The 16765-nt window shown below is 37.5% G+C and carries 11 protein-coding genes; 8 read left to right on the top strand and 3 right to left on the bottom strand.

The features are described from left to right. Positions 1-57: 57 nt before the first annotated feature. Positions 58-1332, bottom strand: coding sequence for a toxic anion resistance protein (locus tag HMPREF0819_RS06045; RefSeq protein ID WP_004233438.1), 1275 nt, complete (start codon positions 1330-1332; stop codon positions 58-60). Between the two features lie 18 nt (positions 1333-1350). Beyond that, a complete protein-coding gene (locus tag HMPREF0819_RS06040; RefSeq protein ID WP_004233436.1) occupies positions 1351-2169 on the bottom strand; it encodes a hypothetical protein in 819 nt (272 codons plus the stop codon). A gap of 279 nt (positions 2170-2448) precedes the next feature. On the opposite strand from HMPREF0819_RS06040, the gene HMPREF0819_RS06035 reads away from it, so the two are divergent. From HMPREF0819_RS06035 to HMPREF0819_RS06020, 4 genes are all read left to right on the top strand, one after another. Then, positions 2449-3342, top strand: a complete 894-nt coding sequence (locus HMPREF0819_RS06035) for a helix-turn-helix transcriptional regulator (protein ID WP_004233434.1) — start codon at positions 2449-2451, stop codon at positions 3340-3342. Positions 3343-3353: 11 nt separating this feature from the next. After that, positions 3354-5039 (top strand): phage tail family protein, encoded by a 1686-nt coding sequence (locus HMPREF0819_RS06030; RefSeq protein ID WP_044023432.1) that lies wholly within the window; start codon positions 3354-3356, stop codon positions 5037-5039. 8 nt (positions 5040-5047) lie between these two features. Continuing rightward, a complete protein-coding gene (locus HMPREF0819_RS06025) occupies positions 5048-6103 on the top strand; it encodes a hypothetical protein (RefSeq protein WP_004233429.1) in 1056 nt (351 codons plus the stop codon). Between the two features lie 77 nt (positions 6104-6180). Next, a complete protein-coding gene (locus HMPREF0819_RS06020; protein ID WP_004233427.1) occupies positions 6181-7299 on the top strand; it encodes an AAA family ATPase in 1119 nt (372 codons plus the stop codon). 71 nt (positions 7300-7370) lie between these two features. Here the strand turns inward: HMPREF0819_RS06020 and gshAB are convergent, their stop codons facing one another. After that, on the bottom strand, positions 7371-9620 hold the full coding sequence (gshAB, locus tag HMPREF0819_RS06015; protein WP_004233424.1) for a bifunctional glutamate--cysteine ligase GshA/glutathione synthetase GshB: 2250 nt from the start codon (positions 9618-9620) through the stop codon (positions 7371-7373). A 403-nt stretch (positions 9621-10023) separates the two neighbouring features. On the opposite strand from gshAB, the gene HMPREF0819_RS06010 reads away from it, so the two are divergent. The 4 genes from HMPREF0819_RS06010 (at position 10024) to polA (ending at position 16735) form a co-directional block, all read left to right on the top strand. After that, the gene (locus HMPREF0819_RS06010; protein ID WP_004233422.1) at positions 10024-11316 is read left to right on the top strand and encodes an adenylosuccinate synthase; all 1293 of its coding nucleotides are present in this window, start codon (positions 10024-10026) and stop codon (positions 11314-11316) included. Between the two features lie 195 nt (positions 11317-11511). Continuing rightward, positions 11512-12759 carry a YkvI family membrane protein gene (locus tag HMPREF0819_RS06005; RefSeq protein WP_004233420.1) on the top strand — a complete coding sequence of 416 codons (1248 nt, stop codon included), beginning with the start codon at positions 11512-11514 and terminating at the stop codon, positions 12757-12759. Positions 12760-12893: 134 nt separating this feature from the next. Then, complete coding sequence (locus HMPREF0819_RS06000) at positions 12894-13838, top strand: AEC family transporter (protein WP_004233417.1); 945 nt, start codon at positions 12894-12896, stop codon at positions 13836-13838. 260 nt (positions 13839-14098) lie between these two features. Continuing rightward, complete coding sequence (gene polA / locus HMPREF0819_RS05995) at positions 14099-16735, top strand: DNA polymerase I (protein WP_004233414.1); 2637 nt, start codon at positions 14099-14101, stop codon at positions 16733-16735. Positions 16736-16765: the final 30 nt, after the last annotated feature.

The following is a 16765-nucleotide window of genomic DNA, read 5'->3' as shown; positions in this document are numbered from 1 at the left end:
GTAATCATGCAGTGAAAAATGAGAAGCGAAAAAGCGAGGGAAACCTCGCTTTTTAGTTTATTTTTCTTCTGTGACAGTTGTTTTCTCGACTTCTTCTTGGCTTTCTTTGCCTTCGTTAAGAAGAGCTTCGACGATTTTTTGGTCACGAATTTTAACAGAGTCGTTAATGGTTTCTGCGGATTTTACAACGGCTGCTTCGAGTTGAGCACGTTGTTTTCGACCGTTGTCGATAGCTGCGATAATGCCGTTGTTTTGTTCGACGAGGCTCTCAGCAAGAGCTGTGACAGATTGGATAGAAACGGTTGGGCTTTGTGCAGTGCGTTCAAGCATAGGGATGGCTTCTTTGCTCGTTTCAGCAAGCATTTGAAGCGCAGCGTTATTAGCATTGACAATGGCATCAGCAGTCACGCCCGATTTGACGGATTGTTGCAAAATACCGAGCTGTGCAATTGACAATTTCATTGTCGGAATGGTGTTGCGACGGAGCATACCAAGTTTTTGGCGCATATCTGATGAGACTTTGACCATGTTGCGCATTTGCGGTGTGGTTGTCCAAGCAACGTAAAGGCGACTGAGGTATTCAGTATGCTGTTGTTCAAGCGTATTGATGACTTCGGTCATGCGAGCTAGCTCGTCAGATTTTACTTGGTAATCAGGCGTTGCCCTATCAAGTGTTGCTAGTTCATTTTGAAGAGCTTGCGCACGGTTGGCACTTTCTGTCTGAGAAGCTTCGATAAAGGCGATAACGCCAACCAAGTTTTCAATAGATTTGTTATTATCTTCAATTAGCATTTCTGCTGAGACGATGTTGCGAGCCAAGGTTTCTTCTTGTTTGACAACGGCGGCAGCCATACCATCCATTTTTTGCTCGATATTTTGTGAATCGAAATAGAATTCTTGCAGGCTATTTTTGCTTTGCTTAAAGAGCTTTTGTAGGAAATTTGGTTTCTTTTCGAGCTCAGCAGGCTTAGCGTCTTTGTATTTGGCGATAAAGCCGTTTAACTCGCGGTTAGTGTTTTTGAGCAGGTCATCAACTTGTGGAATTTCAAGTTTCTTTTGCTCAGCCAAAATGCGGTTGACGGTTGTGTTAACTTCTTCAACAGCAGATGTTCCAAAATCAAGCAGAGCATTTTGGTCAGCAACAAAATTATCAACTAAAGTAGGAGCTTTGGCTGTGATTGCTGATTGTTGTTCAGGGGTCAATTTGTCGTAAAAAGAGACTTGACCAGTTGCTGAAGTGTCAGTTGCTACGATGATTTCGGTTGTTTTGTCTGTTTTTGTGATTGCATTGTCTGCGATTTTATCAATGTCAAAGTTAAAAGTATCAGCCATAATACCCTCCCATTAAACTTATAAGTTTGTATCGTCGTCAGCCATCATGCGAAGACTGATATCGAAATCTTTCAAGTCACTTTCATTCAGTTTTCGAAGCGTTTCATCGAGAGCCAAATCAAATTTTTCCATTATGGCTTTCGCTTTTGCTAAACGCTCATCAGCATTGTAATAATTTTTCGGGGCTTTTTTGATTTTTAGATAGCCATCCAAAATATCGCGGAAGCGGTCCATATCAGCCTCGTGAAGAGCAGTGAGTTCCTCTTTGTTATCAGCATTTTCAATCTTCTTCAAGATAGTCAAATGGTCTTGCTGAATGTTATTGTAAAGATGAGCCAACTCTGGAGCGAGTTTTAGTAAATCAGCTTCTTCCTCAGAAATGTCAGGATTTACTGGTGAGACATCTAGTCGGTCTAGGTGACATTTGATATCTTTTTCAACGGTTTCAGCTTTTTTGAGAACACGCTTGTAGATATTTAAATCCATTTTGGCTTTGAGATCACTAAGTTCAGACTTGATGTGACGTATTTGTGGCAATAGCTGGCGCGCATTGACAACGTATTGGGTGTAATTTTTTTCATCGAGATAACTGTCCAAAAGTTTGACTTGGCGGTCAGCAATACGAATGTTATCTTTTAAATCTTGCAAACGTTGCTTAGTATTAACCTTTTCAAGACGTGATTGCTTGGTCGCAAAATAATAAATACCGTATCCAACACCACCAACGATAGCAAGTGGGATAATGATTTCTAACAAGCTTTCAAGCAAAGCAATGAGAAGGATAACCCCGATAATAGCGGTAATGAGGCCCCCTCCATTATTTCTAGGTCGAGACATATATTCAATCCATTTCTATCTAAGATTGATTTTATTTTACCGCAAAACGGTCAAGAATGACAAGCGAAGACTGTAATTGTGGCAAAGATTTTATGGGTTAAAGTTCAGGGAAGAGTTTGGCTAGGATTTTTGGGGCTAGGAGTTGGTAATATATAGCGTATAAAATAATTTTTTTACAAAAATAGATAAAAGATAAAGTACAACCCCAAAAACTGTCCCTGCATATATGGTATAATGTGACAGTAAAAATTATTGAGAGTGAATTTAGAAGGGTTGGTTATGACAGCGTCAGCGTTTAGGTTATTAGAACTTCATAATCGTATCAATCAGGGCAAATCGTTAGAAAAAGCTGATCTTTTGGAAACATTTTGTATTGATTCCAAGACATTTCAACGAGATATCAATAAACTTAGGGATTATTACCGGGAAAAAGGGTTAGGTGATATTATCTATGATCGTAAGGAAAATTGTTACAGGTTGGATAAAAGTGCCAAAAATCTTACAGAGCAAGAGATTTTTGCCATTTGTAAAATTCTAATTGAAAGTCGTGCCTTTAATAAGGAAGAGTTTAACAAAATTGTTGATAAATTACTTATACTCTGCCAAGGAGAAGAACGTAGAGGTGTTAAGGATGCAATTAGTAATGAAAGATTTCATTATTTAGAACTTCAACATGGCAAAGCGCTTATTGATGATATTTGGAAACTTAGACAAACAATTACCAATCAACAGATAATAGAGATTGATTATCAGCGAGTAGATAAGAAGATTAAACAACATAAGGTAAAGCCTGTTGGAATTGTCTTTTCGGAATTTTATTTTTACCTATTGGCATTTCCAATGGATGTAACGATTGAGTATCCAATTATATTTAGAGTTGACCGAATTGAAACGATAAAAATCACTAATGAAACCTTTACAATAGACCCTAGGGGTTATGATGAAGCAGGTTTTAAAAAGAGGACGCCATTCATGTATAGTGGAGAGTTACAAACGATTCGTTTCGAATTTACAGGTGTTTTAGAAGCCTTACTGGACAGGCTCCCAACAGTCCGCATCGAAAAAGAAACAGAGAAAGGTGTAATAGCCAGAGCAGAAGCCTTTGGTAAAGGCCTTGAAATGTGGCTAAGAAGTCAAGGAGATAGGGTAAGAATATTAGAAAAAGAGGAGTAGATATGGACCTTATGCAAGACAATGAAAAAGAATTGAAACAAGAACTTGTTGCAGATAGTCTTGATTATGAAAATTTTGACTTTGATGCGATGGAAGAAGTGTTGAATCAAGAAGTTGGAGATTTGGTTGCTGATTTGGAGCTTTTGAATGACGAAAGAGAAAAAATTGACAACCCCGAAGAATTAGGAAAAGTTGTTCAAAATGTCATAATGGAGCAGGTTCAAAATCAACTTGCTGTTACTGTGGGTGAGGAATTTATTAAAGAAAATCATGGTAATACCTTAGATTTACGTAATAGTGCACATATCCAGACTGTAGAAAATTTTGAAAAAGGGAAGATTGCAAAACATAACTATCATAGTAGGGAACAACTAGAAAAGAATTATGATAGATTTAAGAATAAACCTCATAAAGAATTTAGGGCTAAATATGTTAATCCTGGAATGGATAAAACATTAAAAAGGGCAGGAGAACAATATAAGAATGGAATAGAGACTGTTAGAGATATCTATACAGGAAGAAAAATCCCAACTAAGACCAAAATAGGTAATAAGAACAATCCTTTAGCCGCTCAACGAGAACATGTGAATCCTTCAGAAAAGCTTTACAGAAATTCAAGTCTTCAAATGGCATATAATAATGAGCAACTAGCGGATATTATCAATGATTCTCATAATTTACAAGGTTACACGACGGCCGAACGAAATAACAGAAAAAGTAATAAATTAGATGAGGAGATGGCTCAAAAGGATAAGACAAAACACTATGAAAAGGCCAAACAAGAGTCGGATGATTTTATCAAGCAAAAAGAAAAAGAGGGAGAGGAACGCTTAGAACAAGAAGGACGTCAAAGTCAAAAAGAAGAAGCTTTTCTTACTGGAAAGTCCTTAATTCGTGAAGTAGTTATGCAATTACTAGCTGATTTTGTTAAGGAAGTCATTGTTCACCTTGTGAAATGGTTTAAGTCTGGACAACGTAAATTAAAAACTTTGCTAGATTCCTTAAAAGAAACAATACATAAGTTTGTTGGAGAGTTGAAAGCTAAAGTCATTAATGCAGGAAAAACGTCGGTTATGACCATTGTAAGTACAATTGTGGGACCAGTTTTTAGTACACTAACAAAGGTGTGGACCATGCTAAAACAGAGTTGGCAATCACTAAAAGGAGCTATTGATTATTTAAGGAGTCCAGAGAATAAAAGTAAATCACTGGAAATACGATTGATGGAAGCGGGTAAAATTGTCATTGCTGGTATGAGTGGAATTGGAGCATTGGTGCTTAGTGAGACTATTGAAAAGGGGTTGATGACGATTCCGATTTTTACAATTCAAATTCCTTTACTAGGTAGTCTTGCTAATGTTTTAGGTATGTTTTTTGGAGCAGTTATTTCAGGTTTAATTGGTGCAATAGCATTAAACATGATTAATAAACTTATCGCTAAAAAACAAAAAAGTGATTTGAGATCTCAGGCTATAGACAAAAACAACCAAATCCTTCGTAAACAAGAAATCCAAATTGCTCTTGGTAAAAAAAGACTAGAGGTCGAGAGTAAGAAGATTATGAAGAAGATTGATAACCGACATAGAGAAGCAAATAAAATAACACGAGAAGCATTAGAGGAAATCTTTACGCCCGTTCCTGAGAGTGACTATAACATTGCGGAAATGCAAGCAGATTTAGAAGATTTATTGAAATAGGAGATAAGATGTCAAAAGAAATTCAAGAATATATTCTTAACTATTACAGATACAGAGGCTTTTCACCTACAGATATCACAAAAGAAACAAACAAATACTATAATGAAGTTTGTGAAACAGTTAAACAAATGGAAAAAGCTGGCATAGTGGAATGGAAAAAAGAGCAAGGAAAGTATGTTGTTATCGCAGAACCATCAACAGATTATATCTCTCAAACTGCTAAAGAAAAAGATTATACTCCTCAAACTGTTATCAGAAACAAGACAAATAGCTTTAATTTGAATAATTATAGTAAGTTTACTAGTTGGACCGAACGTTTTAAAAAGTCTAAAAAAGACATTGATGAGTTAGCTAAGCGTGTATCAAAGAAATCAGAACTTCCTATGTTAGCTGAAACAGAAGAGGGCTTATTTTTTATACATGATGCAATAGTTAAGGCCGAAGATGTAAATAAGATTACTAAAAAGATTCAAGCTTCTCTGAAAGAAAATAATAATCAACTTATAGAAATTTATAAATTCTTTGGGTTTGTTGCTGCTGCATTTGACTCACTTGATCAGGACTACTTGCAACGTATTTTGGTGAATATGGAAATGGCTAAAGAAGCAAATAAAAAAGCCGTTCGAGGTCTTGAAGAAAATCAAAAACTTATAGAATCTCAAAAAATGGTTATTGAAGTTCTTAAAAAACATAAGGACGACTTGGATGAACTTCAACATTTGAAAGATATTGATATGTTCTATGATGAATATCAAGATTTTAAAGCGAGTCAAGAAGATGCATTTGATGAAGTCTATGCATCTCAAGAATTAATGGCTGATGAGATATTACATCTTCAAGAAAGACAGACTACTATAACGCAGCAACTCACTAACTTGTATGATGAATATCAAGACTTTAAAGCGAGTCAAGAAAAAGCACTTCGTGAGTTACATACTTCTCAAGAGTCTATGGCTGGACAATTTTCAGCACTCCAAGAGGAATACAACCAAATTTCGCAAGTGCAAACTGAAAGTCTTGCAGAAACTAAGCGTCTTCAAGAAGAAGCTGGTAAAAAGATTTAGTATCTATCAATCGGACTAGGTGTGAATTTTGTAGCTGTGGTTGTATTGTTAATTTTACTAGTTAGCGGGGTGTTTTAATGATATCAAGTGAATACCGTCAAAAGTTACTTGATGAGTGTCAAAAATTAGACCTTCAATTACAAAAAGACAAAGCTTTTGAAAAAATTGCTTTGGATATTGTTGATAATAAAAATGATGCTGCAGTGTTGGCATTAATTAATCAATTGGGACATTTGAAACATCATCAGGAAACATTTGCAAAAAATCAGGCAATAATTCTTCAATTACTTTATCTTTATCTAGGTTCAAAGCAAATTGATGAAAGTTATCAGCGACTTAAGACATCGTCAAATAAATCATTAGATGACTTACAAGAAGATCTGAATAAACTGGTAGGTTTGACAGCTGTAAAAGAGCAAGTTAATGATTTAATTACATTTAATAAAATTCAACAAGCTCGTGTTAAAGCAGGATTGAAGAAATCTAATAAAACTTTACACATGGCATTTTTAGGAAATCCTGGAACAGCTAAAACAACGGTCGCTCGTATTGTTGGAAAAATGTATAAATCACTTGGCTTATTGAGTAAAGGACACTTTATCGAAGCTAGTCGGACAGATTTGATTGCAGAATATCAGGGACAAACAGCGATTAAGGTTAAAAAACTGGTTAACCGTGCTAAAGGAGGAGTGTTATTCATTGATGAAGCTTATAGCATTACAGAAAATGAAAAAAGTGATAGCTATGGTAGAGAATGTTTAACAGAATTAACTAAAGCTTTGGAAGATTATCGTGATGATTTAGTCGTGATTGTGGCAGGTTATTCTGATTTGATGGATAAGTTTTTCCAATCTAACCCGGGTTTGAAATCTAGATTCAATACTTTTATTGATTTCCCAGATTATACACTAGATGAGTTGGTTGATATCTTTACATTTGATTGTAATTCTTATGAGTATAGACCTACTGAGACAGCACTTTTAAAAGTAAGAGAGTGGTTTGATTGCAAGCTGAAAGAACAGGATGAAAACTTCTCAAATGGTCGCTTAGTTAGAAATTTCTTTGATGATGTTGTATTAGCTCAATCTAAAAGGTTATCAAAAGAAACAGCTACACCAAGTCGTAAACAACTGATGCAAATCATTGAATCAGATATTCCAACCTATACTTTAAAAACAGAAGACGTAAACAAATAACGGTGAGCAAATGCTCTCCGTTATTTTTATATCTTTCATTTTCTGCTGAGGGATTTGATTTTTTAACTTTCTTAAATCTCAGGAAATAGTTTAGCGATGATTTTTGGAGTGAGTGCTTGTCCTGGCCCCTCGTGACAATAAGTGTGAAGGTAAATAGCAGGGTTGAAATTGAGTTCAATACAAGCACAGTTTGGCTCTTCTTTGCTTGCAGGAAGACTCTTATCAGGAATAATTAAGTCAACCCCGCAGACCCAAGCACCTACAGCGCTAGCCATTTGCGCAGCTAATGTTTTATAATCGTCTGGCATGATGTCTGTCACATCGATGGAATCTCCACCTGTTGAAATGTTAGAGTTACGTCGCAAATCAACTCGGACTCTGTCAGCTGGAATATCATCAGGCGTGTAACCTTGTTGTTTTAGCATGAGCTTTTCAACATCGCCAAGGTCAATGATTTCAAGTGGAGAACGGTGGCCACGTCCACGCAGTGGGTCTTGATTTTTCAACTCTACTAATTGGGCAATGGTGTGCTTGCCGTCTCCGACGACGTTAGCAGGAACACGCAGTAGCACAGCTTCACATTTGCCATCTAGGACGAAAAAGCGGTACTCCGTACCTGAAATGAATTCTTCAATAAGAATAGTGTCATCTTCAGCAAAGGCGATATCCAAGGCTTTTTGATAGGCTGTCAGGTCGGCAGATTCCTTGAAAATAGAAATACCAAGTCCAAAGTTAGTTGATTTTGGTTTGACGACGATAGCTTTGTCTTTGATTTGTGAGAAATAGCGGAGCGCGGCAGCTTTATCAGCGAATTCTTCGCCTTTTGGAACTGGGAAACCAGCTTTTGACAATAGTTTTTTAGTGACAACTTTATTTTCCATGATAAGTGGAGTGATGTAGCTGTCTTTTCCGGTCATGTTGGCATTTTTAACGTATTCAACGTGCTCACCGTGCCAAAGTTTAATGAATTGGTCGTTTTCATCGAGAATTTCTAAGTGAACACCTTTTTGGATGGCATCAAACATCAATAATTGTGTTGATAATTCCATGTTTTCATAGCCTTTGAGTGCGTAAGGGGCTTGCCAAGCATAATCGTGAAAAGCTTGACCTTGTTTTTGCCCAAAAGATTCTAATGATAAATTGTCAATCTCATCTAGCAGACGTCCAGCGATAGTTTGTTCAGGATGGTCAATCTGATTTTTGATAGCATCGATAAGCCCTTGGTAATAATCAGATAATTCAAAGTAATCAACAATTCCTTGCATAGCTGACAGAATGCTTTCGATAGGAGCATCTTCTGGTAATTTATCTAGAGGGTGGCTAAGTGCAATTTTGTCATTTAACTTGCTAGCTTCTGTGATGTCTTGGTCAATAGCAGAGCTACTATCTAGCCAAAGAAGCGCAAGAACAAAAAGGTGCACAGTATCAAGTGTCTCTTGAGTAATTCCACGGTTATCAAAAGGATTGAGGTCAAAAGTGCGCAGTTCAAGGTAAGTGACACCTTTTGTCAAATAGTCACGAACATGCTTGCTACCACGAAGGCGAACAGCAGAGTAAAATTCTTTTTCAGCGATAAGCTGATTGCTTGAAACATAGCGCTCGATATCAGCGATATAATGGTCAAGACTTTGGTAAGAGACCTTGATATCAGTATGGTTGACATAACCAAGATGGCTATTTCGAATTGAACGAACGGGTTGTTTCCAAGGAGCATTTAAAAAGCCTTCTTCAGCGATTGGCGAAGCACCATAGAGGTAAGTCAAAAGCCAACGATAGCGTAAGAAGTTTTGGGCTAATTTAAGATAGAGGTCATTTTTGAAGTGAACAAGAGAGTCATAGTTACTTTCTTCAAATAAGGTTGCAACCAAGTCTTTACCGAGTTCTACATTATAATGAATACCAGACATAGATTGGAGAATTTTGCCATAACTTTCAGCCAAATGTTCGCGGTACTGGCGTTCCCAAGCGTCGTCTAATTTGGCGATATGAATATCGTCTTCACCAAGTTTTGGCGGCATAGATAGCGGCCAAAGGTACTCATCTTGATTGATTGAGCGCCCAGCTACATCTGTGATAGCTCCTAAGGTACGAAGGGCATCTTGGGTTGTTTTTCCAATAGGAGTGATAAGTTCTATCTGAGCTTCACTGTAATCCGTCTGAATGTATGGATGAAATGAGCGATTACCAAGCTTATCGGGGTGGTTAGTTTGCGCCACTTTGTTTTCTTGATTGATGCGCAAACTTTCTCTTTCTAGACCGAATGTTGCTTGCAAAATCGGCGAATATTTTGATGTATTTTGTAATAAACCATTGACGGTCATTTTATTTCCTCATAGTGATTTTTATTTAATGATAATGCTACCATTAGTGTCGTAATCTCATTCTATGGAAAACTTTGTGAAAATGCAAAGAATTGCTACGGAGCTTAAAGACGGCAAGATACAGTTTTTAGAATTTTCAGACTTTGCTATAAAATCTGAGATATCATAGTTTTTTTTGAAAAAAGTTCGGGAAAAATAAAATTTTAACGTCAAATATTGAAAAAATGACGGAAAAGTCATATAATGAACTGTAAGACAAACTCGCAGGTGAGATTCCTGCCAAGTTGTAGAGAAAGGACGAAGATACGATTTTATGGCTTGGAGATAGAGACGACGGGCTTAATAAGTTAGTATCGTCTTTTGTTTGCTTGCTATATGATTTCGTATCAATATCGAAAAGAATATGACATCAGTAGTAGTTGTTGGTACCCAATGGGGTGATGAAGGTAAAGGTAAAATCACTGACTTCTTGTCACAAGATGCTGAAGTGATTGCACGTTATCAAGGTGGAGATAATGCAGGACACACTATCGTTATCGATGGTAAAAAATTCAAATTGCATTTGATTCCATCAGGTATTTTCTTCCCAGAGAAAATCTCTGTAATCGGAAATGGTGTGGTTGTCAATCCAAAATCATTGGTAACTGAATTGAAATATTTGCACGATGAAGGTGTTAAGACAGATAGTCTTCGTATTTCAGACCGTGCTCACGTTATTTTGCCATATCACATCAAACTTGACCGTTTGCAAGAATCTTCTAAAGGTGTTAACAAAATTGGGACAACAAACAAAGGAATCGGCCCTGCTTACATGGATAAAGCAGCACGTGTTGGTATCCGAATTGCTGACCTTTTGGACAAAGAAATCTTTGCTGAACGCTTGCGCGTGAACTTGGAAGAAAAAAATCGTTTATTTGAAAAAATGTACGAATGCGAACCAATCAAATTCGAAGACATTTTTGAAGAATATTATGAATATGGTCAACAAATCAAAGATTACGTTACAGATACATCAGTTATCTTGAATGATGCACTTGACGCTGGTAAACGTGTTCTTTTCGAAGGTGCACAAGGTGTCATGCTTGATATTGACCAAGGTACATACCCATTTGTTACATCTTCAAACCCAGTTGCTGGTGGTGTAACTATCGGTTCAGGCGTTGGTCCAAGCAAGATCAACAAAGTCGTTGGTGTATGTAAAGCCTACACAAGTCGCGTTGGCGATGGTCCATTCCCAACAGAACTTCTAGACGAAGTTGGGGATCGTATTCGTGAAATCGGTCACGAATATGGTACAACAACTGGACGTCCACGTCGTGTTGGATGGTTTGACTCAGTTGTAATGCGTCACAGCCGTCGTGTATCAGGTATCACAAACTTGTCACTTAACTCAATCGACGTTCTTTCAGGACTTGATACTGTTAAAATCTGTGTGGCTTACGACCTTGATGGCAAACGTATTGACCACTACCCAGCAAGTCTTGAACAATTGAAACGTTGTAAACCAATCTACGAAGAATTGCCAGGTTGGTCAGAAGATATCACAGGCTGCCGTAGCCTAGATGAGCTTCCAGAAAATGCTCGTCACTACGTTCGTCGTGTTGGTGAACTTGTTGGTGTCCACATTTCAACATTCTCAGTTGGACCAGATCGCGACCAAACTAACATTCTTGAATCAGTTTGGGCAAATATCTAAGCTTACAAATTATTCAATATACAATACTAAAAAGCCTCGCTAGAATTACCGTTCTAGCGGGGTTTTGTGTTAAAATAAAGCTGAGAAATAATTAATCAAAAAATAATAACTGTTATTCCCGTGTTACAAAAGTAACGTTTGTTTAATCTGCTTTTGATAATCTATTAATGTTGCCTGATTTAAAAAGGAGGAAAAGTGGTTAAACGAATTTTATCAATTGCACTGGCTTATGTTGGTATTATTGTTGGTGCTGGGCTTTCTTCAGGACAGGATTTGATGCAATATTTTGTCGGATTCGGTGTTTGGGGAATGATTGGCGTTGTTGTTTTGGGAATTTTGAATGCGATTTTTGGACGTATTATTATAACACTTGGTAGTTATTATCGCTCAAATGATCACTCAGAAGTGCTTTCTAAAATCGCTCACCCATTTACAAATCGCGTGCTTGATATTGCTTTGATTGTTTCTTGTTATGTTATCGGCTTTGTCATGCTAGCAGGATTGGGGGCTAACCTTAATCAACAATTTGGATTACCGACTTGGTTAGGAGCTTTAATCTGTGCTCTCCTTGTGATTTTTGTCAGCTTTCTTGATTTTGAGAAAATTACTCAGATTATCGGGATTTTTACGCCGATTGTTATTATCATGGTGCTGATTATTGCTGGTCATACGCTTATCGGACAATCATTTGATTTTACTCAGTTGAATGCAGTTGCTAAGACCTTGCCAACAAATATGCCAAATATTTGGGTATCAGTTCTTAATTACTTTGCCATCTGTGTGATGACTGGGGTATCAATGGCTTTTGTCCTTGGTGGTTCAATTATTCGTATTGGTGTGGCTGAAAAAGGTGGTACCCTTGGTGGTGCGATTGTCGGTCTTATTATCGCTGTGACATCGCTTGTCTTATTTGTTAATGTTGGAAAGCTTGCTTCAGCAGATAATCCAATGCTAGTACTTGCTAATGAGATTCATCCGTGGTTTGCCTTAGCTTACGCACTTGTGGTGTTCGGGCTTATCTTCAATACGGCTTTTAGTTTGTACTATGCACTAGCTAAACGATTTTCTGAAACTCAAGGTGAAAGTCAATTCAAACGTTACTTGATTATTTTTGTTATTAGTGGTTATGCCTTATCATTCCTTGGTTTCAAACAACTTGTTTCTATTATGTACCCAGTTCTTGGTTACATCGGTATGGTTATGCTGGTTGTGTTACTTCAAGCTTGGATTCGCGAAAAGAGTAATGTCCAAGATGAAAAACATTTGCGTCGCCGCATGATTTCCTTGATTTCTAAAAAATATGACGATGATAAGAAATTTACTAAGAAAGATAAAGTAGAATATCAACAATTAGGTGAAGAGTCAGTCGTTGAAACAAAAGAAATCAAAGAAGATATTCATGACCATGTCGAGCAAGTTTTCGATTCAGAAAATAAAGAATAAGATTGAATAGATAAAGAGTCTGGGACGAAGTTCTCGGGCTTTTTTGTTAGAAATAAATAATATTACTAAAAGTGTTTAAGAAAGCGTTAAAAATATGTTATACTGAAACAAAAAGGTGAAAAGGAAAGTGAGCAATGACACGGTTTGTGAGCAGTTTTTCGGGTGTTTTAATTATTCTAGTCATGGTTATTGTTGGCTATGTTTTGACGAAAAAAGGATGGTTTGACGACAAAGCACCAAATTTGATAGCTAAGTTAGTGACGCAAGTAGCTCTTCCTTGTTACATGATATCAACGATTGTCGGACGTTTTACGGCGAAAGAAATGCTTGAAATGTTGCCCCAACTGCGTTTTCCAGCAATTTCAATGGTGATTTTACTTGCTATTGCTATGGCAGTTGCTCAGTTGTTTTTGATTGATGAAAAGCACCGAGGCTTATTTGTTTCTATGTTTTTTAATTCCAACACGATTTTTGTTGGTTTGCCAATTAACCAAGCACTTTTTGGGGATAAAAGCATTCCGTATGTCTTGGTTTACTACATGTGCAACACCACATTCTTTTGGACGATTGGAACGTATTTGATTCAAAAGGATGGGCGTAAAGAAGTTACTCTTGATTTTCGAGGCACGCTAAAGAAAATCTTTTCTCCGCCACTTATGGGATTCATTATTGGCGTGATTTTAGTTCTTCTAAACATCAAACTACCAGCTTTCTTGCTCAGTGATTTCCAGTATCTGGGAAATTTGACGATACCTTTGTCAATGATTTTTATCGGGATTTCGGTGGCAAATGCAGGGCTGTCACGTTTGCGTTTCACACAAGACAATGTCTTGGTACTTGTTGGACGTTTTGTAGTTGCTCCGCTTTTGATGATGTTAATCGTTAAAAATGCTCAAATGCCACAACTGATGAAAGAGGTTTTCATCATTCAGTCAGCTATGCCAGTTATGACAAATGCCCCAGTTGTTGCAAAACTTTACGGTGCAGACAGTGATTATGCAGCAATCATGGTAACCGAATCAACCATTTTAACCATGCTTGTTATTCCGATTTTAATGCTTTTGTTAAATGGATTATAATAAAACAGCAATCTTTAAAAGATTGCTGTTTTTAAATTTCAAAAAGCCTAACCGAGGCGGCTAGACTTTAAGGAGATTATGAAAAAGGATGCATCCACCCAGTTGTTTTGGGAGGTTTCGGGTGAATGCAAGCTAGCAATGCTAGCTGTGAAATTTTTTAGGAATGAGTATAGTATAAGGAGACTTGCTTAAATGAATCTTAAGTAAAAGAATTAATCTCTTAAAAATCAGATGTGGTCAATATATGTTATAATAAAGCCATGGAAAACAAGAAAAAATTACTTTTAATTGACGGGTCATCCGTTGCTTATCGTGCCTTTTTTGCACTATATAATCAGATTGATCGCTTTAAAAATCGTGCTGGTTTGCATACCAATGCCATTTACGGTTTTCATCTCATGCTCAATCATTTATTAGAAAGAGTTCAGCCAACACACGTTTTGGTGGCTTTTGATGCTGGTAAGACGACTTTCCGTACAGAAATGTACAAAGATTACAAGGCAGGTCGTGCCAAAACGCCAGATGAATTCCGTGAGCAATTGCCATACATCCGTGAAATGCTGACAGTACTTGGTATTAGCTGGTATGAGTTGGAAAATTATGAAGCTGATGACATCATCGGAACATTGGATAAATTAGCTGAAAATGAGGACGAGTACGATGTTACCATTGTCAGCGGAGATAAAGACCTTATCCAATTAGCTGATAACAACACAACTGTTGAAATTTCCAAAAAAGGTGTGGCAGAATTTGAAGAATTCACCCCAGCCTACCTCATGGAAAAAATGGGAATCACCCCTAAACAATTCATTGACCTAAAAGCTCTCATGGGTGATAAATCTGATAACATTCCAGGTGTTACTAAGGTCGGTGAAAAGACAGGTCTGAAACTTCTCTTAGAGTACGGCAGTCTTGAAGGTGTTTATGAAAACATCGACGGCATGAAGAAATCTAAAATGAAAGAAAACTTGATTAACGATAAAGAACAAGCTTTCTTGTCTAAGACTTTGGCGACTATCAATATCACTGCACCGATTACCATTGGTTTGGACGACATCAACTATCAAGGACCAGATTTGGACAAATTAGTACCATTTTACGATGAAATGGGCTTCAAGCAATTTAAAGACAATCTAGGTGCTGCGAAGAAACAAGAAAAATTCGACGTTAGCTACACCGAGGTGGATAGATTGAGTGCGGATATGTTCACGGATGACCAATTTTTCTATTTTGAAATTTTAGGTGATAATTATCACGTTGAAAATATCATTGGCTTTGCTTGGGGAAATGACAAGGCGATTTATGTGTCAACCAATCTTGACCTTCTCAAGGACGATTTGTTCAAAGCAGCGCTAGCTAAACCAATCAAAACTTACGATTTCAAACGTAGCAAAGTCTTGCTTAGTCATCTGGGTGTTGATTTACCAGCGCCAGCATTTGACAGTCGTTTGGCAAAATACCTCCTATCAACGGTTGATGACAATGAACTGTCAACTATTGCACAACTTTACACGGATTATGTTTTAGATAGTGACGAAGCTGTTTATGGCAAGGGGGTTAAGCGTGCCGTTCCTGAAAAAGCGGTGCTGCTCAGCCATTTAGCACGTAAGATTGTGGTTTTGAACCATTCTGAGAAAGTCATGCTAGGCAAATTGACAGAACACCAACAAGCAAGCCTTCTCTTTGACATGGAGCAACCTCTAGCAAATGTTCTTGCTAAGATGGAAATTGCGGGTATTTCAGTAAAAAAAGAAACGCTCCAAGAAATGGAAAAAGCCAACCAAGCAGCCATTGACAACTTGACACAAGAAATCTATGACCTTGCTGGTATGGAATTTAACATTAACTCGCCAAAACAATTGGGTGAACTGCTCTTTGACAAGATGCAGTTGCCAACAAGCTATACTAAGAAAACCAAGACTGGTTATTCAACAGCAGTTGATGTTTTGGAACGCTTGGCACCAATCTCACCAATCGTATCTAAGATTTTGGAATACCGCCAAATTGCAAAACTCCAATCAACTTACATCGTTGGTTTGCAAGATTTCATCTTAAAAGACGGAAAAATTCACACTCGCTACCTTCAAGATTTGACGCAGACAGGACGTTTGTCTAGTGTTGACCCTAACTTGCAAAATATTCCAGTGCGTTTGGAACAAGGGCGCTTGATTCGTAAGGCATTTGTCCCAGAGACGGCAGACGAAGTCCTTCTAAGTTCTGACTACTCACAAATCGAGCTGCGCGTGCTTGCTCACATTTCAAATGATGAACATTTGATTGCAGCTTTCAACGAAGGAGCAGATATTCATACGTCAACAGCCATGCGTGTCTTTGGCATTGAAAAACCAGAAGACGTCACACCAAATGACCGTCGTAACGCAAAAGCAGTAAACTTCGGTATTGTTTACGGTATTTCAGACTATGGTCTTGCTAATAACTTAGGTATTCCACGTAAAGTAGCTAAACAATACATCGAGACTTACTTCGAACGCTATCCAGGTATTAAAGACTACATGGAGCGCGTGGTGCGTGATGCTAAAGATAAAGGCTATGTTGAAACGCTCTTCCACCGTCGTCGTGAATTGCCAGATATCAATGCTCGTAATTTTAATGTGCGTCAATTTGCTGAGCGTACAGCCATTAACTCGCCAATTCAAGGTAGCGCAGCCGACATTCTCAAAATTGCTATGATTAACCTTGATAAAGCTTTAGTTGAAGGTAAATTCAAGACCAAAATGCTTCTCCAAGTACACGATGAAATCATCCTTGAAGTGCCAAAAGACGAGCTAGAAGCTATTGAAAAATTAGTCAAAGAAACCATGGAATCAGCCATCGAACTTTCAGTCCCACTAGTGGCAGATGAAAGTGCTGGACAAACATGGTACGAAGCAAAATAATATTAAAATAAGGTGGCATGTTTTTGTCAT

The sequence above is a fragment of the Streptococcus equinus ATCC 9812 genome (assembly GCF_000187265.1).
Taxonomy (GTDB): Bacteria; Bacillota; Bacilli; order Lactobacillales; family Streptococcaceae; genus Streptococcus; species Streptococcus equinus.
The sequence above is the reverse complement of the archived record's forward strand: the minus strand, read 5'-3'. Positions and strand labels throughout refer to the sequence as shown.